The 22,729-nt window shown below is 68.7% G+C and carries 16 protein-coding genes; 12 read left to right on the top strand and 4 right to left on the bottom strand.

Annotated features, from left to right (window positions below):
• Nucleotides 1–13 precede the first annotated feature (13 nt).
• The 3 genes from WMF36_RS21615 (at nucleotide 14) to WMF36_RS21605 (ending at nucleotide 5,763) form a co-directional block, all read left to right on the top strand.
• Nucleotides 14–1,537 carry a sugar ABC transporter ATP-binding protein gene (locus WMF36_RS21615; protein WP_437581511.1) on the top strand — a complete coding sequence of 508 codons (1,524 nt, stop codon included), beginning with the start codon at nucleotides 14–16 and terminating at the stop codon, nucleotides 1,535–1,537.
• A gap of 37 nt (nucleotides 1,538–1,574) precedes the next feature.
• The gene (locus tag WMF36_RS21610; protein WP_437581510.1) at nucleotides 1,575–2,729 is read left to right on the top strand and encodes an ABC transporter permease; all 1,155 of its coding nucleotides are present in this window, start codon (nucleotides 1,575–1,577) and stop codon (nucleotides 2,727–2,729) included.
• Between the two features lie 367 nt (nucleotides 2,730–3,096).
• Entirely contained in the window at nucleotides 3,097–5,763 is a 2,667-nt protein-coding gene (locus WMF36_RS21605; RefSeq protein ID WP_437581509.1) for a glycoside hydrolase family 15 protein, read from the top strand.
• Between the two features lie 243 nt (nucleotides 5,764–6,006).
• On the opposite strand, the gene WMF36_RS21600 is transcribed toward WMF36_RS21605, so the two are convergent.
• The 4 genes from WMF36_RS21600 to WMF36_RS21585 form a co-directional block, all read right to left on the bottom strand.
• Complete coding sequence (locus tag WMF36_RS21600) at nucleotides 6,007–7,092, bottom strand: NAD(P)H-dependent flavin oxidoreductase (RefSeq protein WP_437581508.1); 1,086 nt, start codon at nucleotides 7,090–7,092, stop codon at nucleotides 6,007–6,009.
• A 52-nt stretch (nucleotides 7,093–7,144) separates the two neighbouring features.
• Nucleotides 7,145–8,296: an ATP-binding protein gene (locus WMF36_RS21595; RefSeq protein ID WP_437581507.1), complete on the bottom strand. Its 1,152-nt coding sequence runs from the start codon at nucleotides 8,294–8,296 to the stop codon at nucleotides 7,145–7,147.
• Nucleotides 8,293–9,567, bottom strand: coding sequence for a sensor histidine kinase (locus WMF36_RS21590; protein WP_437581506.1), 1,275 nt, complete (start codon nucleotides 9,565–9,567; stop codon nucleotides 8,293–8,295). The genes WMF36_RS21595 and WMF36_RS21590 overlap by 4 nt, the downstream gene beginning before the upstream one ends.
• Nucleotides 9,568–9,631: 64 nt before the next feature.
• Nucleotides 9,632–10,369, bottom strand: a complete 738-nt coding sequence (locus WMF36_RS21585) for a cobalamin B12-binding domain-containing protein (protein ID WP_437581505.1) — start codon at nucleotides 10,367–10,369, stop codon at nucleotides 9,632–9,634.
• 207 nt (nucleotides 10,370–10,576) lie between these two features.
• Here WMF36_RS21585 and pucL point away from each other — a divergent pair, with 207 nt between their 5' ends.
• From pucL to WMF36_RS21540, 9 genes are all read left to right on the top strand, one after another.
• Nucleotides 10,577–11,422, top strand: a complete 846-nt coding sequence (gene pucL / locus WMF36_RS21580) for a factor-independent urate hydroxylase (protein WP_437581504.1) — start codon at nucleotides 10,577–10,579, stop codon at nucleotides 11,420–11,422.
• A 390-nt stretch (nucleotides 11,423–11,812) separates the two neighbouring features.
• Nucleotides 11,813–13,522: a DUF1592 domain-containing protein gene (locus tag WMF36_RS21575; RefSeq protein ID WP_437581503.1), complete on the top strand. Its 1,710-nt coding sequence runs from the start codon at nucleotides 11,813–11,815 to the stop codon at nucleotides 13,520–13,522.
• A 13-nt stretch (nucleotides 13,523–13,535) separates the two neighbouring features.
• The gene (locus tag WMF36_RS21570; protein ID WP_437581502.1) at nucleotides 13,536–14,897 is read left to right on the top strand and encodes a DUF1552 domain-containing protein; all 1,362 of its coding nucleotides are present in this window, start codon (nucleotides 13,536–13,538) and stop codon (nucleotides 14,895–14,897) included.
• Nucleotides 14,898–15,464: 567 nt separating this feature from the next.
• On the top strand, nucleotides 15,465–16,622 hold the full coding sequence (locus WMF36_RS21565; RefSeq protein ID WP_437581501.1) for a GNAT family N-acetyltransferase: 1,158 nt from the start codon (nucleotides 15,465–15,467) through the stop codon (nucleotides 16,620–16,622).
• 744 nt (nucleotides 16,623–17,366) lie between these two features.
• Entirely contained in the window at nucleotides 17,367–17,510 is a 144-nt protein-coding gene (locus WMF36_RS21560) for a hypothetical protein (RefSeq protein WP_437581500.1), read from the top strand.
• Nucleotides 17,511–17,798: 288 nt separating this feature from the next.
• On the top strand, nucleotides 17,799–18,716 hold the full coding sequence (locus WMF36_RS21555; protein WP_437581499.1) for an iron-containing redox enzyme family protein: 918 nt from the start codon (nucleotides 17,799–17,801) through the stop codon (nucleotides 18,714–18,716).
• 16 nt (nucleotides 18,717–18,732) lie between these two features.
• Nucleotides 18,733–19,725: an iron-containing redox enzyme family protein gene (locus tag WMF36_RS21550; protein ID WP_437581498.1), complete on the top strand. Its 993-nt coding sequence runs from the start codon at nucleotides 18,733–18,735 to the stop codon at nucleotides 19,723–19,725.
• Between the two features lie 118 nt (nucleotides 19,726–19,843).
• Nucleotides 19,844–21,376 (top strand): hypothetical protein, encoded by a 1,533-nt coding sequence (locus WMF36_RS21545; protein ID WP_437581497.1) that lies wholly within the window; start codon nucleotides 19,844–19,846, stop codon nucleotides 21,374–21,376.
• 173 nt (nucleotides 21,377–21,549) lie between these two features.
• Nucleotides 21,550–22,728 (top strand): HlyD family secretion protein, encoded by a 1,179-nt coding sequence (locus WMF36_RS21540; protein WP_437581496.1) that lies wholly within the window; start codon nucleotides 21,550–21,552, stop codon nucleotides 22,726–22,728.
• Nucleotide 22,729 lies beyond the last annotated feature (1 nt).

Here is a 22,729-nt window from a genome sequence, read left to right as displayed (position 1 = left end):
ACCCCTGAAGCGAATGAACGCCTCCTCGCCCGACCTGGACGCGACACCGCTGCTCGAGGCGCGCGGCCTGACCAAGCGCTTCCCCGGCGTGCTCGCGCTCAGCGACGTTCACGTCGCGCTCGGCCGCGGCGAGGTGCTCGGCATCGTCGGCGAGAACGGCGCTGGCAAGAGCACCCTCATGAAGATCCTCGCCGGCGTCGAGGCGCCCGACGCCGGCGAGATGCGCCTCGACGGGCGGCCGGTCGCGCTCGGCTCGGTGAGGGAGGCGCTCTCCCGCGGGATCGCGCTCATCCACCAGGAGCTCAACCTGGCGGAGAACCTCGATATCGCGGCCAACATCTTCCTCGGCCGGGAGCCGCGGCGGGGCGGCTTCATCGACGAGGGCAGGATGGAGCGCGAGGCGCGGGCGATCATGGCGCGGGTCGGCCTCGCGTGCTCGCCGCGCGCGCTCGTCGGCGGCCTGTCGCTCGGGCAGCGTCACCTCGTGGAGATCGCGAAGGCGCTCTCCGCGAACGCCCGGGTGCTCATCATGGATGAGCCGACGTCGTGCCTGTGCCCGCATGAGGCCGAGGCCCTGTTCCAGGTGGTGCGGGAGCTCCGCGCGGGCGGCATCGGCGTCGTGTACATCTCTCACCGCCTCGGCGAGGTGACGGCGCTGTGCGATCGCGTGCTCGTGCTGCGCGACGGCGAGAACGCGGGCGAGCTGCCGCGCGACGAGATGAGCCACGAACGCATCGTGCGGCTGATGGTGGGCCGGGATCTCTCCCAGTTCTATCCGCACGTCCCGCACCCGCCGGGCGCGCCGGTGCTCGAGGTCTCCGGCCTCCGGACGCCGCGGCACCCCGAGCACGCGCTCTCGTTCACGGTGCGCGCCGGCGAGATCGTCGGCGTGGCGGGGCTCCTCGGCGCAGGGCGCACGTCGCTGCTCCGGACGCTGTTCGGCGTCACGCCGGCGGCCGGCGGCGCCGTGCGCGTGGCCGGGCGGGCGATCACCCCGCGCACGCCGCGCGACGCCATCGCCGCCGGGATCGGCCTGGTCCCGGAGGATCGCCAGCAACAGGGCATCATCCTGGAGATGGCGATCCGGGCGAACGTGAGCCTGCCGAGCCTCCGGCGGGCGCAGCGCTACGGCCTCCTCGACCGCGCGGACGAGCGCCGGATGTCGGCGGAGATGATCCGGGAGCTCGGCGTGCGGACGCCGAGCGACGTGCAGCCGGCGCAGCACCTCTCCGGCGGCAATCAGCAGAAGGTGGTCATCGGAAAGTGGCTGTCGATGTCGCCGCGCGTGCTCCTCCTGGACGAGCCGACCCGCGGCATTGACGTCGGCGCAAAGCACGAGATATACCAGCTGATGGAGCGATTGGCCGCGAGCGGCATGGCCACCCTGTTCGTCTCCAGCGACATGGAAGAGGTGATGGGCATGTCCGATCGAGCGCTGGTGATGCACGAGGGGCGCATCGCCGGCGAGCTCGGCCGCGCCGGGCTGAGCGAGGAGGCGATCCTGCAGCTCGCGACCGGCAGCGACGCCGCGGCGTGACCCGGAGCCATCGAGACGGGGCCGAGGCCAGAGGAGCATGCCTGTGACGACGACACGTGATCTCCGGGCGCGCGGCTCCGCGCCGCCCGCGCCGCCCGCGCCGCCCGCGTCGCTCGTGCCGAGCACGCGGCGGAAGGTGCTCGGCGTCTTCTGGCTGCTCCTCGCCGTGTCGCTCGGCACCGCGCTCATGAACGGCAGGTTCCTCCTGGCGGAGAACCTCGAGAACCTGATCCGGCGGACGGCGCTGTTCGGCATCCTCAGCATCGGCGCGGGCTTCGTGATCATCACGGGCGGCATCGACCTGTCGATCGGCTCGGTCGTGGCGCTCGCCGGCTGCATGCTGCCGTGGCTCCTCTCGGTCCAGCACTGGCCGCCTTCGCTGGCGGTGCCCGTGCTGCTCGGCATCTCCCTCTGCATCGGGCTCGCGCACGGGCTGCTCATCACGAAGCTGCGGCTCCAGCCGTTCGTCGTGACGCTCTGCGGGCTCCTGCTCTACAGAGGCACGGCCCGCGGGATCTCGGGCGACCAGACGCAGGGGTTCGGCATGGGGTTCGAGTCGCTGCGCTACCTGTCGGTCGGCAGCCCGTTCTCCATCCCCGTGCCGTTCCTCTCGTGGATCTCGGAGGGGCGCTTCAGCCCGTACGCGGTGCACCCGTTCACGGGCGCGAGGACGCGCCTCGCGGCGATCACGTGGATCGACATCCCGATGCCGTTCCTCCTGTTCCTCGCGATCGCGATCGCGGCGTCGATCTTCCTGAACCGCACCATTTACGGCCGCTATCTGATGGCGCTCGGCCGCAACGAGCAGGCGGCGCGCTACAGCGGGGTCGACACCGACAGGATGACGATCCTCGCTTATGTGCTGTGCTCGGTGCTCGCCTGCTTCGGAGGCATGCTGTTCGCGCTGGAGGTCAACTCGGCCCAGCCGGTTGATTTCGGCAATTTCTACGAGCTCTACGCGATCGCCGCCGCCGTGCTGGGCGGCTTCAGCCTGCGTGGAGGCGAGGGCGCGGTGCTGGGGGTGATCCTCGGCACCGCGCTGATGCAGGTGCTGCGCAACGCCATCAACATGCTGGGCGTCCCGACGCAGATCGAGTTCGCGGTGATCGGCGCCGTCATCCTGATCGGCGTCATCGCGGACGAGCTGGTCAGGCGCTATGCGGCGGCGCGGCGCAGGGCGGTTGGCTCATGAGGCCATGAGCTCGCGGCGGCGCAGCAGGCCGCCGCCGAGATCGGCCGAGGCCCAGCAAACGCCCCGGCGGCGCGACGCCCGCGGCCGCGGTCGCAGGACGCGCCTCGCCGCGTCGACACGGTGCGTAAGGCGCAACGTCGCTGTCCTCGCCAGGAGCCCGGCATGGCGGCGCGCGAGAGCGCGCAGATCGCGTGCTACGCTGAAAGATCGCCGGCGTTCCACGCGGAGCAGGAGCGAGCAGAGGCCGGGGGGCGGGGCGGGCCGCGGACCGCCTGCGCCACGTGGAAACATCAATCAAGTCGCTGGCTTATGATAGCCGTGGAGAGGCCTTCACGCGGCGATGTCCGCGTGGAAAGGGGATGGCGTGATGCGGAAGCGGATTTCTTGTAGAGCTATAATTATTCATCTGGCGCTGGGGCTCGCCGGCTGTGTGGCCGGCGCCGAGGAGCCCTCGCGTGAGGCATCGGCCGTCCCGATCGGACGTGGCGTCGCGGCCCTGGCGGGCGCAGGGGCCGCCTCGGTGTGGGGGCCGGCCGAGAAGTCGTTCCTGGGCACCTCGACGACCACGGCCTCGCGGGTCTACTTCACCGGACACCGCGGCATCGTGTCCGAGGTGTTCTATCCGGTGCTCGACACCGTCAACACCGTCGACTTGCAGTTCCTGGTGGGGGATACGGCGAAGACCTTCGTCGATGAGGAGAAGCAGCAGAGCTACACCGTCACCCAGCCGGACAAGCGCTCCATGCGGTGGCAGGCGGTCACCAGCAACAGCGGCCACAACTGGCGGATCACCAAGACCATCTTCACCGATCCCGGCCGCAACGCGCTGATCCAGCGCGTCCAGTTCGACGCGCTGAACGGCAGGAACGTCACCCAGTTCAACCTCTACCTGCTCCACAACCCGGCGATGGACAACTCCGGCGCCGGCGACAGCGCGAAGACCGCGACGGCGGGCGGGCGCACGATGCTCGTCGCCTCGGAGAACAACCGCGTCTCGGCGCTGGCCATCTCGCGGGCGTGGAAGGCGCAGACCACGGGCGGCCTGCCGATGGTGTCGAGCGGCTTCGTCGGCGAGACGGACGGCTTTACCGACCTGCTCGGCGGCAGCGCCGACAGGACGATGAACTGGCGCAACGACCTGGCGAGCGGCGGCAACGTGGCGCAGATGGGCTGGATCGACCTCGGCGCGAGCGCCGTCACGAGCCTCTCGTTCGACGTGGTGCTCGGCTTCGGCACCACCGAGACCGAGGCGACGACCACCGCGAACGCGACGCTCGGCAGCAACCTGACCACCCTGCGAACCACCTACGACAGCGGGTGGAACAGCTACTCCAGCGGGCTCAACAACCAGGGCGGCACCGCCGACGACCAGTATTACCTCGCGGCGATGTCGCTCAAGTCGATCCAGGACAAGTCGAACGGCGCCATGATCGCCGGGATGGGCACGCCGTGGGGCGAGACCAACGGCGACGCGAACAACGGCGGCTACCACCTGATCTGGCCGCGCGATCTGTTCAAGTTCGCCAACGCGCTGGTGACGGCCGGAGACACGGCGACCCCGCCCTTGGTGGTCAATTACCTGTTCAACACGCTCCAGCAGTCGAGCGACTGCGGCGTCGCCGAGTACAACGCGCCGAGCTGCCCGCAGGGCTATAGCCGCGTCGGCCGCTTCCCGCAGAACGCCTGGGTCAGCGGCTGGCAGTACTGGCAGGGCACGCAGATGGATGAGCAGGCGATGCCGATCATCCTGGCCTGGCGCCTGGGCCCGGCGGTGTACAACCCGCTGTGGCCGAAGATCAAGAGGACGGCCGACTACATCGTCAACACCGGCCCGTGGACGCAGCAGGAGCGCTGGGAGGAGAACGCCGGGTACTCGCCGTCGACGATCGCCGCGGAGATCGCCGGCCTCGTCTGCGCGGCCACGATCGCGCGCGCGAACGGCGACACGACGAGCGCGGCCCGCTACATGGCCGCCGCCGACGCCTGGCAGCAGAGCGTCGACCGCTGGACGTTCACGAACACCGGCTATCACGGCGACGGCAAGTACTACATCCGTATCAACCCGTCGGCGCGGGGCAACACCGGCACAGGACCGCAGGTGTATAACCCGGTGTCCGGGCCGGACGCGGCGATCTCCTTCACGATCGGCAACGGCGGTGGCACGCACGACCAGCGCTACATCGTCGACGGCGGGTTCCTCGAGCTCGTGCGGATGGGGGTGAAGCGCCCGGACGATCCGTCGATCCTCGCGACGCTGCCGGAGTACGACCTCATCCTGAAGCGCAACATCGCCGGCAAGGGTGACGCCTGGTTCCGCTACAACTACGATGGATACGGCGAGAAGAACGACGGCAGCAACTTCGACGGCGCCGGCGGCCGGGGCCGGCTGTGGCCCATCTTCACCGCCGAGCGCGGCATGTTCAAGATCGCCGGCACGGGCGTCGGCAGCGATGGCAACCCGTTCCTGACCGCGGTGAAGGCGTTCTCGACGCCTCAGGGCTTCATCCCGGAGCAGGTGTGGAGCGAGACGACGGACGTCACCGGCTGGCAGGTGGTGAAGCCGGCGACCGCCACGGCGGGCACCCCGACGAGGTCGATGAGCCCCCTGAACTGGGCGATGGGCGAGTACATCAGCCTGCTGGCGTCGATCCGCGCGGGCAAGATCGTCGACATCCCGTCGGTGGTGTGCAGCCGCTACAACGCCTGCGTCGTGCCGCCCGCGTCCGGCCAGGCCGGCGTCGTGTTCAACGCGACCGCGACCACCGTGGTCGGCCAGCACGTGTACGTCACCGGCAACACCGCGGCGCTGGGCAGCTGGAATACCGATCTCGGCATCCCGGTCGATCCGCGCAGCTACCCCGTGTGGACGAACCGCGCCAACCTGCCGGCCAGCAGCGCCTTGCAGTACAAGTACTACCGCAAGAACGCCAATGGCACCGTCACCTGGGAGAGCCTGCCCGGCGGCAGCAATCGCACGATGAGCACCCCCGCGTCCGGCGGGACGCTCACGCTCAATGACACGGTGAGCTGGTAAGAGAAGCGCAGCGCGGGCGAGGGGAGGGGTGAGCGCCGCGCGGCGGCCGACTGGCTAGAGCGACAAACGGGTTGAAATCCCGAAAAAAAGCAGAAATTTCACAGGGAGGCGAGGAGGCGGGGAGGGAGAGACGGCGAGAGGGAGAGATTCTTTTCTTTCTTCCTCCCCGCCTCCCCGCCTCCCTGTGAAATTTCTCCCGGTTTCAACATGATTGGTGCTCTAGCTGGCCGCCCGGCTCGCTCCTCAAGGCTGCATGAGCCCGCGAATCACCTGCTCGGTCTGCTCGGCGAGCGCCGCCAGGAGCTCGGCCGCCGGCCGCGGCCTGGCGAGGGCGGCGCTCTGGCCGGCCCAGAGCGACAGGTAGTCCTCGCGCCCCGCCGCCGCCGCGGCCCGGCGGATCGGCTGGGTGAGCCAGTTCTGGACCGGATACTCCGGCACCTCGGGCTCGTGCGGCGTCAGGGCCTCGACGAACGCGTTGGGGATGCCCCGCGCGGTGCGGCCGGAGAACACCCGCGTGAGCACGGTCGTACGCGCGTGCGGCGAGGCCAGCGCGCTGCGGTGGCCGGCGCTCGCCCCCGACTCCTCGCACGCGAGGAAGGCCGTCCCGATCTGCACCCCGCTGGCGCCGAGCGCGAGCGCCGCCGCGACGCCGCGGCCGTCGGCGATGCCGCCCGCGGCGACCACCGGGGCCCGCACCGCGTCCACGACCTGCGGGATGAGCGACAGCGTGCCGACCAGCGACTCCCGCACGGGCCGCAGGAACGCGCCGCGGTGCCCCCCCGCGTCGCTGCCCGAGGCGACGATGAGGTCGACGCCGGCCTGGTCGAGCGCGATCGCCTCGTCGACCGTGGTGGCGGTGCCGATGACGGCGATGCCCCGCGCCTTCGCCCCCTCGATGACCGGGCCGGGAGGAACCCCCATGACGAAGCTCAGGACCTGCGGCCTCGCCTCGAGCGCGGCCTCGACCTGCTCCTCGAAGCGCGGGGCGAACGCGCTGGGCACCTCGGGGTCGGGCAGGTCGAGCTGTCGCAGCATGGGGCGCAGCCGCGCCACGTGCCGCTCGAGCTCCGCCGGATCGAGGGTGGTGGGCTCTCCGGGCTGAGGCACCCAGAGGTTCACCGCGAAGGGGTGCGGCGTGAGCCGCCGGAGCTCGGGGACGAGGTCGGCGATCTGCGATGGCGTCAGGGCGTGCGCCCCGAACGAGCCGAGCCCGCCGGCGTTCGAGACGGCGACCGCGAGGGCGGTGGTGGACAGGCCGCCCCCGAAGGGGCCCTGGATGATCGGGAGACGCAGGCCGAGCTGTCGGGTGAGGCGCGTATCGGTCCACATGGCAGAGCAGAGTAGGCGACGGGAAATCGCGCTCGAAGAAAGCTGCGTCGATTCAGCTGCTCCTCTCTGCCTCCAGCGGGAGCGTGAAGGACACCCGCGTTCCCCGGCCGAGCTCGCTCTCCACGCGGATCGTGCCGCCGTGGCGCTCGACGAGGCTCTTGCAGATCGAGAGGCCGAGCCCCGTGCTCTTCTCCCCGCCCGTCGTCCGGGTGCTCGTCCTCTGGAACTTGCTGAACACGCCGCCGATCTCCTCCGGGTGAATGCCGAGGCCCTGATCCTCGATCATCACCTCGACCGCCCGACCGAGCCTCCGCGCGCGCACCGTCACCGTCGTGCCCCGGTGAGAGAACTTGAAGGCGTTGCTGAGCAGGTTGCTCAAGACCCGCTCGATCCGCTCGACGTCGCAGCGGACGAGCGGGAGACCGGCGGGCACATCGATCGCCATCGTGATCCCCTTGCGGCGGGCGCCGTGCTCGTTCAGGGAGGCCGCCGCCGCGATGATGCCGCGCAGGTCGGCGTCCTGCAGACGAAGCGCGATGTTCCCGTGCTCGAGCGTCGTGATGTCGAGCAGATCCTCGAGCAGCTGCAGCGCGAACTCGGCGTTGGCCTGGATCTTCAGGAGGTGGCGCTGCGCGTCCTCGCGCGCGGTGAAGGCGCCCCCGAGCTGCATCGTCGAGAACCACTGGATCGCCGCGATCGGATTGCGCAGATCGTGCGCGGCGACGCCCACGAGCTCATGACTCCGCTGGCTCAGCTCGGCGAGGTGCTGGTTCTCCCGGCGGAGCGCCTCGGCGCTCGCCTCCAGGCCGGCGAGGAGCCGCCTTTGGTCGCTGAGGCGCTCGTGGAGCGCGAACGCGTCGCGCACGGCGCCGGCGAGCGCCGGCGGATCCCACGGCTTGGGGATGAACCGGTACACGCCGCCGGCGTTGATGGCCTGGATCGCGGCGCTCGTGTCCGCATAGGCCGTCATGAGGAGCCGGACGGTATCCGGAAACTCGGCCTTGATCGCCGCATAGAGCTCCGTGCCGGTCATGCCCGGCATCCGTTGATCGCTGAGGACGACGGGGATGAGCCGCTCGCGCAGGAGCGCATGGCCCTCTTCGGCGCTCTCTGCGGTGAGGACCTCGTAGTCGCGCCGGAGCTCGCGGCGGAGCGCCTTCAGGGTCTCGCGCTCGTCGTCGACGATGAGCAGCGCGCGCGTCACCGCTCGAGCTCCTTCGGCAGCGTGATCGTGAAGGTGCTGCCGGCCCCGGGGGTCGAGCGGACCGAGATCGTGCCCCCGTGCTGATCCACGACGATCTTGTGCGAGATGGTGAGGCCGAGCCCCGTGCCCTGCCCGACGGGCTTGGTCGTGAAGAACGGATCGAAGACCCTGCCGCGGACGTCATCGGTCATCCCGGCGCCGTTGTCCTCGAAGTCCAGGGCGACCTGGGGCCCGTCGTCTCGCGCGCGGATCGCGATGCGACCGTTCCCCCGCCCGCGGCACTCGACCGCCTGGACCGCGTTGATGAGGAGGTTCAGGAACACCTGGCTGAGCTCCGCCGGCTTGCAGCGCACCTTCGGCAGGTCGGCCCACTCCACCAGCACCTGTACACCGCCGCTCTTCAGCGCGGGGCCCGCGATCGCGAGGGTGGTCTCCAGGCTCTCCCTCAGGTCGGACTGCTCCACCTCGGCCTGGTCGAGCCGCGTGAAGGTCCTGAGATCCGCGACGATCTTCTGCACGCGCGCGAGGCCGCCCAGGGTGCCTTTCACGAGATCGCCCGCGTCCTCGCGCAGAAACGCGAGGTCGGCGTCGTCCCGGAGCGCCTCGGCGACGCCCGTCACGTCGCCTGGGCCCCCGCGGAGCGCGGCCTCCTCGAGCGCCTCGTAGGCGGCGCACAGCCGCCCGAGCGACTCTCCGAGGGTGTGCACGTTGCTGCGGACGAAGGCGAGAGGGTTGTTGATCTCGTGGGCCACGCCGGCGGCGAGCTTGCCGAGGGCGTTCATCTTCTCCGAGTGGACGAGCATCGACTGCGTGGCGCGCAGCCGCGCGAGCGACCTCTCGAGCGCCTTTTGCTCGGAGACGAGCCGCCGCTGGAGGCTCGAGATCCTCGAGTTCAGCGCGGACACCTCGACGACGACGCGCTCGAGCTCGACGACGTCGAACTCGCCGAGGATCAGCAGCTCATCGCCGAGCCGCCACACCTCCCCCCGGAGGCTGTGCGCGATCGAGCGGAGATCCCCGAAGTGCAGGATGCCGCGGTGGATCGGCGCCCCGCAGCCGTGCCCTGCCGCGGCGAGCTGCGGGAAGCTCGGGCTGACGAGGCGGGCCGGCTCACCCGCGTGTCCGAGCAGCCGGCGCATGGCGCGGTTCGCGAACCGCGGCGCGCCGTCCGGCGAAAAGACGCCGATCGCCAGCGCGGTCGAGTCCATGAGGAAAGCGCCGGCGAGCTCTGCGGCCGGGCCGCCGAGCTGCCCTCTCGCCGGCGGGGCCACGAGCGACCTTGCTTCGTTATCTCCTCTGCTTCGCGGCTCGCGCGGTACCATCGGAATCCGACCCTCACCGTGGCGCGGCGAGGAGCTGCTCCGCCACGAGGACGGCCCCCTCCGCGGTCGGCGCCGAGCCGTCGGCGCCGAGCTGCCTCCAGAGGTCGTGGTCCACGCCGAACGGCTGGCCGCCGACCAGAACGACGACGTCCCTGCACCGCTCGTCGGCGCGCGCGGCGGCGACGAGATCGCCGACGCTCGCGAGGTGCTCGTCGAGCGTGGCCGAGACCGCGAGGACGTTGGCCGCGCGGTGGACGACCTCGTCGATCGCGTCCTGGGCCGGCGTGCTGGCCCCGAGATAGAAGGTGTCCCACCCCGCCATCTCGAAGAAATCGGCGACGAAGCGCGCGCCGATCTCGTGGAGGTTGCCGTCCACCGCGGTGGCCACGAGCCGGAGGCCGGCGCGATCGGCGTTGAAAATGAGCGGATAGAGCTGGCTCAGGATCATCTGGGTGACCGCCGTGCAGTAGTGCTCCTCGGCGGTGCTGAGCTGACGGAGCTGCCAGAGCCGGCCGACCTCGTACTGGCACGGATGCAGGACGTGAACATAGATGTCCTTGACCGGCGTGCTCGCCTCGATCGCCTCCCGGATGAGCTCCAGGGCCCGCCGCTGGTTCCCCTGGAGGAGCGCGTCGAGGTAGCCGCACGCGACGACGCCGAGCGGGGCCTCGGGCCGGACGAAGCTGGGGGGCTCGACGTGCGCCGAGGTGAGCCGGTCGGCCGCCGCCATGTCGCGCTCTGCGATCACCATATGTGCCTATCTTGTAGCGCGGGATCGCCGGCGCACGTCCCATATCGCACGAGCTCGCCCGGGGCGCTCGAGCGTGCGGGCGCCGCCGGCAGGCCAGGCCCCGCCGGCGCCGGACTGCCCGCCGGGCTTGAGCCGGCGTCCTGCTTCAAGGTACGGTCTCCCGCATCGCAACGAAGCGTCGTTGCCAGGCGCGGGAGCTGAAGAACGATGTCGATCTCCTTGGTGCAGAACAGCTACGGCAAATCGAGGGTGCGGCTCGTCAAGGTTCGCCGCGCGGACGGGCGGCACGAGCTCACCGACATCGACGTCGACATCCAGCTCGAGGGCGATTTCGACGACGCCTATACGCGGGGCGACAACAGCAAGGTGCTCCCCACGGATACGATGAAGAACACCGTGTACGCCCTCGCCAAGGGCCACCCGGTCGAGCCGATCGAGGACTTCGGCGTCGTGCTGGCCGAGCACTTCCTCGGAACGGCCCCTACCCGGCGGGCGAGGGTCTCGATCGCCGAGAACGTCTGGTCGCGCATCGACGCGGGCGGCGCGCCGCACCGGCACGCCTTCTTCCGCGCCGGGGCAGAGCGGCGGACCGCGGAGATCACGGCGGCTCCCGGCGGGGTCGAGATCGCGTCGGGCATCGCGGATCTGCTCGTCCTCAAGACCACCGGCTCGGCGTTCTCGGGCTTCCCGCGCGACAAGTACACAACGCTCAAGGAGACGGAGGACCGCATCCTCTCCACCCTCATCCTGGCGCGATGGCGCGCGGCGGCCCGCGACCAGGCCCCCACGGCGACGTGGGAGCGCGTCCGCCGCGCCCTGCTCGAGACGTTCGCCGAGCAACACAGCGTCTCGGTGCAGCACACCATCCATGCGCTCGGCGAGGCGGTGTTCGCGGCCTGCCCTGCCGTCGACGAGCTGAGCCTCTCGCTGCCGAACAAGCACTGCCTGCTGGTCGATCTCTCGCCCTTCGGGTTCGTCAACGACAACGAGATCTTCGTCCCGGTGGACGAGCCGCACGGGCTCATTCACGCCACGATGAAGCGCGGCGGATGAGCGTGGGCCTCCGGTCCAACGTGGCGCAGACGGATTTCTGACGCGCTCGTGATCAAGTCGCCCCTGCGCGGGCATTTAACAAGATCGCTGTCCGGCGTTCGGTCCTGGTGGCTCTCAGAGACACGATGGATTCGGCGCGGGTACAATTTTCGCGACGTCTGGTACGAGGCGAACGGCGATCTTCTGTCGTGACGCGGCCAGTCAATGGAGCCGCGTCAAGGCAGGAGTGATTCATCATTGTGTTAGCGGTGAAGTCCTCGATCTGATGATTCCACGATAAGCGATGTCCGCCCATGGGCGCTGGCCTCCGATGCGATCGCCCATGGGAACAGCGCTTGACGCGTGACGAGGCTTCACCGTAGGTTCTGCACGACGGTAGGAGGTCACGGTATGGCTGACTTAGGATATCGTCGCTGGCGAGGTGGTCGCGTGACCCTCGCGACGCTCGCGCTGGCGCTCGCGGCCGGGTGCGATGGGACGATCGGAGGGGCAGGCGCCGGGACGGACGGCCCGGGGTCGGGGTCCGGACAAGGAGAGCCGCAGGCGTGCGGGGGCACGGAGCGGCTCCTCGCGCCGCAGCGGCGCCTGACGCGATTCGAATACAACAATACGGTTCGAGATCTGCTCGGAACGTCGCTCACCCCTGCCGAGCAATTCCCGCCGGACGAGATCGCCGGCGGATTCAACAACAACGCGGCGGTGCTCACCGTGTCGTCGCTGCACGCCGAGAAATACCTCCTGGCGGCCGAGGCGCTCGCGGCCGAGGCCGTGGCGGGCGACCTGTCGACGCTGTTGCCGTGCGATCCGGCTGCCGTCGACGGTCAGGTCGAGGCGGAGGAGGCGTGCGCGCGGGAGTTCGTCGAGGACTTCGGCCGCCGCGCGTACCGCCGGCCGCTCGCGCCGCAGGACGTCGAGCGGCTGATGCGCGCGTACGCTGCGGGGCGGACGGGCGGGTCGCTGCGCGAGGGGATCGAGGTGGTCATCCGGGCCGCGCTGCAGTCGCCGAAGTTCCTGTTCCGTCTGGAGCTGCGCCACGAGCTCGACGGCGCCGGGCCGAAGGTGCGTCTCGATCCCTACGAGATGGCCTCCCGCCTCTCCTACCTCGTCTGGGCGTCGGGCCCCGACGACGCGCTGCTCGAGGCCGCCGAGGCCGGCCTGCTCCAGACCCGCGAACAGCTCGCCGAGCGAGTCCGCGAGATGCTGGAGAGCCCGCGGGCGCGCCTGGCGATCGCGGAATTTTACAAGCAATGGCTCAACCTCGGGAAGCTCGAACTCATCGTCAAGGAGGAGGGCGCCTTCCCCGGCTTCGACGACGAGCTCGTCGCGGGGATGAGCGCCGAGACGCCCGCGTTCATCGAGCACGTCCTGTGGTCGGGGGATCGCAAGCTGTCGAGCCTGCTGACGTTGCCTGTCGGCTTTGCCACCGAGTCGGTCGCCGAGCTGTACGGCGTGTCGGTCCCGCCCGGCTCGACGACGCCCCAGCGCGTCGATCTCCCGCCCGACCAGCGCGCCGGGGTGCTCACGCAGCCCGCGTTCCTGGCCGTCCATGCGCACCCGGATCAGACGTCTCCGGTCCTGCGCGGCAAGGCGATCCGGTCGAAGTTCATGTGTACCGAGCCGAAGCCGCCCCCGGACGACGTCGACCTCACGCCGCCCACGGGCGAGCAAGGCGTCACGGCGCGCGAGCGGTTCAACCAGCACGCCTCCGGCGCGTGCGCCGGCTGCCATCAGCTGATGGATCCGATCGGCTTCGCGTTCGAGAACTTCGATTCCGTCGGCGCCTACCGCACCGAGGAGGGCGGGCAGGTCATCGACGTCTCCGGCGAGATCTTCCAGTCCGAGGACATGGATGGCCCGTTCGTCGGCGTCCGCGAGCTGGCGGAGAAGCTCGCCGGGAGCGAGCAGGTCCGCGAGTGCCTCGCGACGCAGTGGTTCCGCTACACGGCGGGTCGCTTCGAGACGGTCGGCGACGAGTGCTCGCTCGGCCAGCTGCGCGCCGAGTTCCACGGCTCCGAGGGCGATCTCGTGGAGCTCATCGTGCAGACGACGCAGACCGAGGCGTTCATGTTCCGCAGCGCGATCGCAGCAGAGGAGGAGTGACATGAGACAGCGAATGATCTCTCGACGACGGATGCTCCAGGGCGCGCTGGCGGCGACGGCGACGATCCCGCTGCTCAACTCGGAGCTGGCCCGCGGGCAGGAGACCACCGCGCCCAAGCGCTTCGTGGTGTTCTACACGCCGAACGGCACGCTCGAGTCGCAATGGATGCCCACGGGCCCCGGGGCCAACTACACGCTGAGCCCGCTGCTGCAGCCGCTCTCGCCGTTCAAGGCGAAGCTGATCCCGCTGCGCGGGATCAACATGAACGTCGTGGTGAACTCCAACATCGGCTCCGAGCACGCGCGGGGCATCGGCGGCCTGCTCACGGGGCGGGCGCTGCTCAAGGGCAATTTCCGGAGCTTCAACTCCAACAACGCCGGCTGGTCGTCGGGGATCTCGCTCGATCAGCACATCGCGAACAAGCTGAAGCCCTCGACGCTGTTTCGCACCCTGGAGCTCGGCGTCCAGGTCCGCGACGCCGAGGTGCGCGGCCGGCTCTGCTACAGCGGGCCCGACCAGCCGATCCCCCCTCGCGAGGATCCCTACGATACCTTCGAGCAGCTCTTCGGGGCGTCGGTGCCGGGGCAGGGCCAGGGCAGCTCCGATGCGCTGGATCGGCTCCGCGCGCAGCGTCGGACCGTGTTCGACATCCTCCGCGAGGACATCGCGGAGGTGCGACCTCGCATCGGCAGGGAAGATCGCGTCAAGCTCGACGCGCACATGCAATCGATCCAGGACATCGAGGCGCGCCTGGCCGGCGGCGGCTCCTCGACCGGCACCGGCGGCTCGACCACGACCTGCCAGCCCCCGGCGCTGGGCGAGCGGATCGACCTCTCGGACGACGCGAACATGCCCGCCATCGGCAAGCTCCAGATGGACATGGCGGCCGCGGCGCTCGCGTGCGACCTCACCCGGATCGTCACGCTCCAGTGGTCGTATGCCGAGAGCGAGCACCTCTACCCGTGGCTCGGGCTCAGTGGGAACCACCATGCCATCTCGCACCAGTGGGACACCCCGGGCAAAGCGCAGTACTCGAAGATCCACACGTGGTTCGCGGAGCAGCTCGCCTACCTGCTCGGCAAGCTCGACTCGTACGCGGAAGGGGATCGCACGCTCCTCGACAACACCGTCGTCCTGTGGGTCACCGAGATCAGCGAGTCGACGCAGCACGCGCTCACGAACATGCCGTTCCTGCTCGCCGGCAGCGCGGGCGGGGCGCTCCGCACCGGCCGCTTCGTCGACTACCTGGCGAACGGCGGCGCGGCCCGCCAGCACAACGACCTGCTGCTGACGATCGCGAACGCGATGGGGACCGACGACACGACCTTCGGCGACCCCGAGTTCAGCAGCGGGCCGCTCCCCGATCTCACGTAGTCCCGCCCCTCTGAAGCACGGCCGCGGCCGGCGGAGTCGTCCGCGCGCTTCGGGCACTCGTTCTCCCCCGGCTCGGAGGAAGAGCTCCGGGAGGCGATCGCGAACGCGTCACGCCGAGGTCCCGCCATGCAGGATCGAACAGCCAGGCTAGAAATTCATCTCGGACGGATTTAAGCGGCCCCAAAAGCGCGGTGCCCGAAGGGATCAGAACCGGCGGGGGACGCAGTGCTTGCGCGCGTCCCTCCGCTGGCTGTACTCTGCACCACATGGGAGGGGCGTCCCTGGTGGCATCCAAGCGACATCGTGTTCATCCGGCCACCGCGGAAACGCGAGACAATGCCGGGGATGGGCACTGGGTGCCTCGGGCGCGCAGCGGTCGAGCGTGCCCGGCACGCGCCGGGGGCGCGGTCCACGGTCCGGGCTCCGGCGCTGGGGCGATGTCCGTGCGCCCGCATGGTGGTGCGCAACTGAGCTGTTGACGCAGGAAGGGGTACGTCGGCGTGATCTTGCCCGAGCTGCGCCGGCCAGGCCCGCGTCATCGAAGGCGACGGAGGAGGACAAGACAGGATGCAACAGCCGACCATCGGAATCCTCGCCGGCATGGGGCCGCGATCAACGGCCCCGTTCATCGATCTCGTGATCACCGAATGCCAGGAGCAGTACGGGGCGAAGGACGATATCGACTTCCCGAAGATGATGATCTGCTCGCTGCCGGCACCTTTTTATCCGGATCGCGCCACGGATCATGCGGCGATGGAGGCCACCCTCCGCGCGGGGCTCGAGGGCATGGCCAGGACCGGCGTCGATTTCATCGCGATCCCCTGCAACACGGCGCACATCTACTACCCAAAGCTCTCGGCCTGCATCGACGTCCCGCTGCTGAACATGGTCGAGCTCGCGCTCGACGCCGGCCCGGAGCCCGCGCGATCCATCGCGCTGATCGCGGCACGCCCAACCGTCGAGTCCGGCATCTATCAAGATGGCATTCGCCGGCGCGGCGGCCAGCCGATCGACGTCGACTGGCAGCGAGAGGTGGACGCCCTGATCGGCGCGACCAGGACCTCCCGGGATCCCGCGCTGTTCCGCGCGAGCTGGGACAGCCTGCTCCGGCGGGCGAAGTCGGCCGGGGCCGATGCCGTCCTCCTCGCCTGCATGGACCTCAGCGCCATCAAGGCTCACATCGAGACGGATCTACGCCTGATCGACGCGGGGCAATGCCTGGCTCGCGAGATCGTCGCTCAGTGGTTGTCTCGCCGCCGCGCCGCCCCGCTCGAAGCAGAGGGGCGCGAGCATCGCCGCGGGCGTTACAGAGTGTCCTCGAATCCACAAGAGCTCGACGTCGCGGCCATCCACGCCTATCTCACCCGATCCTACTGGGCCGCCGGCATCACGAGAGAGTTGGTAGCGCAGTCGCTTCAGGGGTCGATGTGCTTCGGGCTCTTCGAAGAGGATCGTCAGGTGGGCTTTGCACGGGTGGTCACGGATCGCGCCACCTTCGCGTATCTCTGCGATGTGTACGTGCTCGAGGAGCACCAGGGGCAGGGGCTCGGCAAGTGGCTGGTCGGCATCGTGGCAGAGCATCCCACCCTCAAGAAGGTCCGCCGGTTCGTGCTCGCCACCAAGGACGCGCACGGTCTTTACGCCAGGTTCGGCTTCACGCCCTTACCGGCGCCCGAGAGGTTCATGGAGATCTTCCGGCCAGAGGTGTACTGGCCGGCGAGGTGAGCAGAAGGGGGAAGGAGATCTCCTCCGGGGTGAGTTGGAACGGCCGGCGCTCGCGCGCAGCCGCCAGAATGCTCACGGGGTGAACTCTTCTTAGTCCGGGTCGATCCCTGGGGAGGGGACCACGCAGAGGATCAACGACGCGAGGGGCTGATCTCCCTTCATGCACCGCGCATCGTTCGTGCCTGTGCTGCCCCTCGTCACGCAGATCGGCGGCGCGGTTGGCTCAGCCGCGGGCACCGGTGTTGCTTCGCAACGACCGCCGTTGCTTACCAGCGATCGGATGCAAATGCGGCTGACGGAGGCGTGTGCGCTGACGTGCGACGCTTGAGCTCGCCCGCCAAAAGAGCGAGCTCAAGCGCGCGGGAACAGGCCATGTGAAAAATGGTTGCCTTTAACAATAATTAACAGTCATCGATAGCTTATCGATGTTCCTTGCACCGCCCGTGCCGCGCTCTGCCGTCGAAAAGACGGGGCGGCTCCCGCCTCACGCAGCACCCACTATTATTCCCACAGATTTTTGCCCCGCAGATATCGCAAGATTCCGAGCCTGCGTGAAGCCCCATCGAAAATGACCCAGGATCTGAAGGATCGCTGAACGGTTTCAATGAGTCCGGATGGCAGGATTCGAGCGTCATGATTTCCATTTTAGATTTTGACGCATCGATGTTCGTGTAGTAGCCATTACCCCAGTTGCGCTCCTATGGTGGGAACGCATTGCTGCGTTATGCAGCCGTGGAGGAAAACATGTCGAATAAGATCGAGACCAAGGTCGAGAGCAACGTTGAGAAGACCGAGGCCAAGCCGGCTCCCGTGACCGAGAGCCGCGCCATGCGCATCCGCCTGAAGACGGGCGTCATGGCGGGTCCGGTCGTCGCCGTGCATCTGTGATGCCGACCGGCAGGTAGTGTTGTCCCGGAGAGGCACGTCCGTGCTTCTCCGGGACAGTTACCGGACGTGTGTGCCAGACGTGTTGGTCTGGGTCTGTCGATCCAGCGCTGTGAGGTCTCCGGTCGAGAAGAAAGAGCGTGTCCGCTTCCCGGCGCGCTCTTTCGTTTCGATCGGAGCCCTAACAGCTCGAACCTTGAGCCCAGGGAGAGCAGTTACGTGTTGGAATCAACCAGTTTTCAGCCGCGTTTAGTCTGCGAGGTCTCCGTCACGAACGACGCGATCTCGCTCATGCGGGACGGGGTGGAGTTCGCCCTGGAGCCCGAGGGATCGTCCGCCGAGGAGCTTCGAGGCTTCCTCAAGGCGCTGGACGGCAGCCGGACCGTGAGCGAGCTCCAGCGTGGGCTGGACACGGCCCAGCAAAAGCGGTTCGGGACCTTGCTGCAGGATCTCGAACGCTTCCAGCTGCTGGACGACGTGGGCAAGGTGAAGATGCGCACGGGCTCCCAGGCGCTGCTCGAGCTCGAGGATCTCGCCAATGCGCTGATGGAGAAGAGCATCAACCGCAACGTCTTCTGGGTCAGCCTGCTGGGCGATCCGGAGCGCTGCCCGAAGAGCGCGTTCTACGGCCTCGCCATCGAGAACTACCACTTCCTTTTCCGCGAGAGCCTCTTCGACGCTCCGGTGCTGCCTTACGTCGCGAGCGCCAAGGTCCGCCAGCTGATCAACGAGTTCTACTGCAGCGAGTACGGGCACGACGAGATCATCATCAAGGCGATCTTCGCCCTCGGAATCAGCCGCGAGGACGTGGAGGACATGATGCCGCTGGCCGAGACGCTGGCGCTCTGCAATGCCCTCTCGTACTGGGCGTCCAGTGATCCCATCTTCTTCTTCGCGACGCTGGGCGTGCTCGAGGGCAAGGATCCCGAGGAGGATCTCTTCATCGAGGCCTGCGAGAAGGCCTCGCTCTCTCCCAAGTTCATCAAGCCGATGCGGGATCACTCGGACATCAACCGCAAGGGGGAGCACGGAAACCTGACGCGCCTCATCTTCGCCGAGATCCCCTACGTGGACGATCTGACGATGGCACGGCTGCGGCGCCAGATGCGCCTCTTCGTCGAGATGTACGACGACTTCTACACCGCCATCTGGAACTTCTACTCTCCGAGGACCGGCGCGGAACTCGTGCGCAGGATGTCGACCATCTGACTTCGAGGCGATCATCATGACCGTGACGACGAATTTCTTCCAACAGCCGCGCCTGCGCGAGGCCGTCACCATGCAGGCAAACGGCGAGAGCTGCGTCCTCCGTTACCGGGACGAGGAGTACGAGATCGATCTCGCGCCCGAGACGCGGGACGACTCGGTGCGCATGCTGGAGATGCTCCTGCGTGGCGGGAAATCCATGGACGAGCTCTCGAACGAGCTGCCGTCGCTCTCCCACGAGGTGGGCCGGGTCTGCCGGGATCTCGACCGCTTCGGCCTGCTCACGGAGACGTTCCACAAGCCGCTGGAGGCCAAGCGGGGCGCGCAGTTCTACCGAGAGCTGCAGCGCTTCATCGCGCGCGTGCGGCAAAAGTTCAGCACCCGCTCCTTCTACCAGGGCCTCGTGGACGGCACCCTGGGGCGCGAGCCGCTCATCGGTTACGCGCTCGAGTACTACCATATCGTGCGCATGTGCCCGGGGCTGCTCGCCCCGGCGCTGTCGTACCACGAGTCGAGGAAGACGCTGCGCATCCTGCAGGATTTCTTCGTCTCCGAGCTCAACCACGATCGGCTGATCGAGCGCTCCTTGGCCGCCGTCGGCGTCGAGCGTAAGGACCTCGACCGGCTGGTGCCGCTCCCGATGACGTTCACGATCTGCTCCTCCCTCGGGGTGTACGCGCGCCAGCATCCGCCGTCGTTCAAGGCGGCCCTGTTCCTGTTCGAGGAGGTGAGCGACGAGTTCCACGCCGCCTACAAGAAGCGGTGCGTCGAGGTCGGCCTGCCCGAAGGGTTCTACAAGCCCATCCTCGATCACGCGTCGATCAACGACGACGGCGATCACGGTCAGATCAGCGAGGCTCTGTTCGCCGAGATCCCGTGCATCTCCGAGGAGGAACAGAAGGCGGTGATGCGTCACATCGGCATCCTCGTCGAGTCGATCGTCCTCATGGATGGCCAGATCGTCGACTATTACGGGAAGCCGGGGAGCGTCATCCCTCGCATCTGGGATTGAGCCGGCCAGCGGAGGGGCCCGCGGTGGCGGCCCCGGCGCTCCTCGCGCCTCTCGCGGGAGCGAGCTCTGAACGGCTGTGGGTGCACTTGCTGCATTTCTGTGGCTAGGAGTCAGTGATATGGAAGCCTGGAACATTACAAAGTATGAATCTCCTTATCTCGCGATCTCGGGCGTGCGTCTCGACGACGCCACCGGGGAGGTGCTCGTCACCGCCGACGTCAACGAGTACGTGATCGAGCACGGGGAGGGCACGGCCGCGCGGGACGTCGTGAGCCGGCTCGACGCCCTTCGAGAGCCCGGCTCGAAGGTGTGGAAGGAGGTGCTGTCCGCCTCCCCGGACTCCGACTGGCGTGATCTGCTCCAGACGATGGATTACCTGGGCTTGCTGTGCGACGCCGCGCCGGAGGTGAAGGGCCGCCGCGACGCCGAGATCGCGAAGCTGCGCGGCTGGATCTCCACCTGCGTCGAGCAGGTCGTGACGGACGTGGGGCCCGGGGGGCGCCAGGCGCTCCTCTCTCACGCGCGGACTCTCCGCCAGCATTTCCTTGACCTGACGCTGGAATTCTCGCGGACCCTGCCGCTGGAGCGCCCGCTGCCCGTGACGGACACGAGGCCGCTCAGCTCTCCCGAGATCCTGGCGCTCGACAACTTCTATCAGCAGATCGCCATGGTGCAGGCGCTCTACCAGCGAGTTCAGGCGCCGCTCTCGCTCGTGTGCTGCACGCAGGCGCTCTTGTCGCTCGAGGTTCGGCTCACGAGCGCGCAGGCAGGGGAGGTCGTCCTCGATGAGCTGATCAGCGAGCTGACCGGCGGGTCGTACTCGAGCCCGGACGCGCAACGCCACCTCAACGGCCTGGCGGAATGCCTCGTCAGCGGGACGGATCCTTCCAGGGCCAAGCGCTTCTGCGTCGCGACCTACGAGCCGAAGGAGTGCCTGACGGGCATCGGGTTCATGCTGGAGGTCGAGCGCGTGGCGCGCGAGGTCACGAGCCGCGTCGGGATCCCCGCGTACCTGAAGGAGCTCAGCGCGCCGGACGCCGATGTCATCCTGGTGCACGGGCGCTACCTGCAGGACTACCACGTGACGACCCGTTTCCCCGAGATCGTCGCGGCGATCCTGCCCAAGCGGCTCAACGCGACGCTGCGCGCGAAGGCCTTCCGGTACTACGCAGAAGAGGTCGGACACGACGTGCTCGAGTACCAGAGCTGCCGCGAGCTGGGCCTGTCCGAGGAGGAGATCCAGAGCGCCCAGCCGCTGCCTCTGCATTTCGCGTACGTGGATGTGTTCACGCAGCTCGGCGTGCTGGATCCCGTCGCGTACGTGGTGTCCATCTTCATCACCGAAGGTGTGCTCGGCGTCGATTCTCCGCTGGACGAGCCGTACAAGAAGCTCATCGGGGAGTTCATGGCGCTCGACAAGCACATCTTGCTCAACGAGAAGTACCATCACACCAGCATCCCGCGGCTGTTCATGTCGGAGGTGAAGACGGTCTCTCCCGCGATCCAGCGCCTCGCGATGAGCTACATGTTGCTCGTGCTCGAGCTCAACTACCGTGCCTGGGATGATCTGCTGGACCATTACCTGCGAGGCGACCAGCGGTTCTTGCGCGTGCTGCCGAAGGTCACCATCAAGCGCAGAAAAGCGGCCTGAGCCCTGCCGGGACGCGTCTCGCGCCCGCTTGTGATATCGTCGACGCAGGGCGTCCCCGCAGGGTTCGGGCGGGGACGGCTCCGCGCCAGCCGCGCCGTGAGATCACGGGCCCGCCGGCGGATCTTCCCCGCTGAAGGCGCGCCCTCCCACTCGCTCTCGTACAGAACAGCGGTATGTCTGCACCTTTTCACCGTTCCCTTCGCGCCCTGGCCGCCGACGGAGCTCGCCGCCCGATCCAGGTGCTGGTCGTCGCCGTGCTGCTGTGCGGGCTGTGGAGCGCGTGGTTCTTCCTCTTTCGCGTCTCGGTCTATGCGGTGAGCTCCGAGGCGCGCGTCGAGGTCGAGGTGGCCACGCACCCGATCGAGCCGGTCGTCGAAGGGCGGGTTGTGTCGTCGAGCCTCGTGCTCGACAGGTGGGTCGAGGCGGGGGAGGTGCTCGTCGTGCTCGACACAAGGGCGCTGGAGATCGAGCTGTCTGCAAAGCGGGTTCGCGTCGAGAGCATCACGGCGCAGCTCGGGCCGCTGGATCGCGAGGTCGAGACCAACTCGCGGGCGCTCGGCGAGCACGGACGGGTCGCGCGGGCGCAGGTCGCGGAGGCGCGCGCCCAGCACCGGGGCGCCATGGTGCTGGCCGATTATGCCCAGTCCGAGGCGCAGCGGTCCGCGGCGCTCCGGGAGCAGGCGCTCGTCTCGGCGGCCGATCTCGCCAAGATGATCTCCGAGGGGCGGCTGAAGCGCGCCAGCGCCGATGCGCTGGAGGTGGCGGTCGGTCGCATCGACGCGGAGAGCCGCCTGAAGCGGAGCGAGATCGAGGCGGAGATCGCGAAGCTTTCGCGGGAGATCGAGCTCTTGCAAGGGCAGAAGGCGCAGGAGCTCGTGGCGATCGAGGCGCTGCAGCACGAGATCGATCTGCGGAGCATCCGCGCCCCGGTCAGCGGCAAGCTGGGTGAGGTCGCGGTGCTCCGGGCCGGCTCCGTGGTGGCGAAGGGGGCCCGGCTCGGCGCCGTCGTTCCCCCCGGGCAGCTGCAGGTCACCGCCGATTTCTCGCCGGAGGTGGTGCTCGGGCGCGTTCGCCCCGGCCAGGCGGCCCGGCTGCGTTTGGCCGGGTTCCCGTGGGCCGAATATGGCACGCTGCCGCTCTCGGTCGAGAGCGTCGGCAGCGAGGTTCGCGACGGGAAGGTGCGGGTGGAGCTGAGCATCGCGGGCAGCGGGCCGCCGGCGATCCCGATGCAGCACGGGCTCCCGGGCGCCGTGGAGGTGGAGGTCGAGCGGGTTCTGCCGGCGGAGCTCGTGCTCCGCGCCGCAGGCCGGATGCTCGAGCGTGGCCGGGCGGGCGACGGGGCGAGCCGCTGAT

Origin of the sequence: Sorangium sp. So ce887, assembly GCF_051521455.1 — a bacterium.
GTDB lineage: Bacteria > Myxococcota_A > Polyangia > Polyangiales > Polyangiaceae > Sorangium.
Note: the sequence above shows the minus strand (reverse complement) of the source record. Positions and strands in the feature narration are given on the sequence as shown.

Bases quoted from the DNA above. Each gene is read 5' to 3' on its own strand.
- WMF36_RS21615 (WP_437581511.1), top strand. From the start codon at position 14: ATGAACGCCTCCTCGCCCGACCTGGACGCGACACCGCTGCTCGAGGCG.
- WMF36_RS21610 (WP_437581510.1), top strand. From the start codon at position 1,575: ATGCCTGTGACGACGACACGTGATCTCCGGGCGCGCGGCTCCGCGCCG.
- WMF36_RS21605 (WP_437581509.1), top strand. From the start codon at position 3,097: ATGCGGAAGCGGATTTCTTGTAGAGCTATAATTATTCATCTGGCGCTG.
- WMF36_RS21600 (WP_437581508.1), bottom strand. From the start codon at position 7,092: ATGTGGACCGATACGCGCCTCACCCGACAGCTCGGCCTGCGTCTCCCG.
- WMF36_RS21585 (WP_437581505.1), bottom strand. From the start codon at position 10,369: ATGGTGATCGCAGAGCGCGACATGGCGGCGGCCGACCGGCTCACCTCG.
- pucL (WP_437581504.1), top strand. From the start codon at position 10,577: ATGTCGATCTCCTTGGTGCAGAACAGCTACGGCAAATCGAGGGTGCGG.
- WMF36_RS21575 (WP_437581503.1), top strand. From the start codon at position 11,813: ATGGCTGACTTAGGATATCGTCGCTGGCGAGGTGGTCGCGTGACCCTC.
- WMF36_RS21570 (WP_437581502.1), top strand. From the start codon at position 13,536: ATGATCTCTCGACGACGGATGCTCCAGGGCGCGCTGGCGGCGACGGCG.
- WMF36_RS21565 (WP_437581501.1), top strand. From the start codon at position 15,465: ATGCAACAGCCGACCATCGGAATCCTCGCCGGCATGGGGCCGCGATCA.
- WMF36_RS21560 (WP_437581500.1), top strand. From the start codon at position 17,367: ATGTCGAATAAGATCGAGACCAAGGTCGAGAGCAACGTTGAGAAGACC.
- WMF36_RS21555 (WP_437581499.1), top strand. From the start codon at position 17,799: ATGCGGGACGGGGTGGAGTTCGCCCTGGAGCCCGAGGGATCGTCCGCC.
- WMF36_RS21550 (WP_437581498.1), top strand. From the start codon at position 18,733: ATGACCGTGACGACGAATTTCTTCCAACAGCCGCGCCTGCGCGAGGCC.
- WMF36_RS21545 (WP_437581497.1), top strand. From the start codon at position 19,844: ATGGAAGCCTGGAACATTACAAAGTATGAATCTCCTTATCTCGCGATC.
- WMF36_RS21540 (WP_437581496.1), top strand. From the start codon at position 21,550: ATGTCTGCACCTTTTCACCGTTCCCTTCGCGCCCTGGCCGCCGACGGA.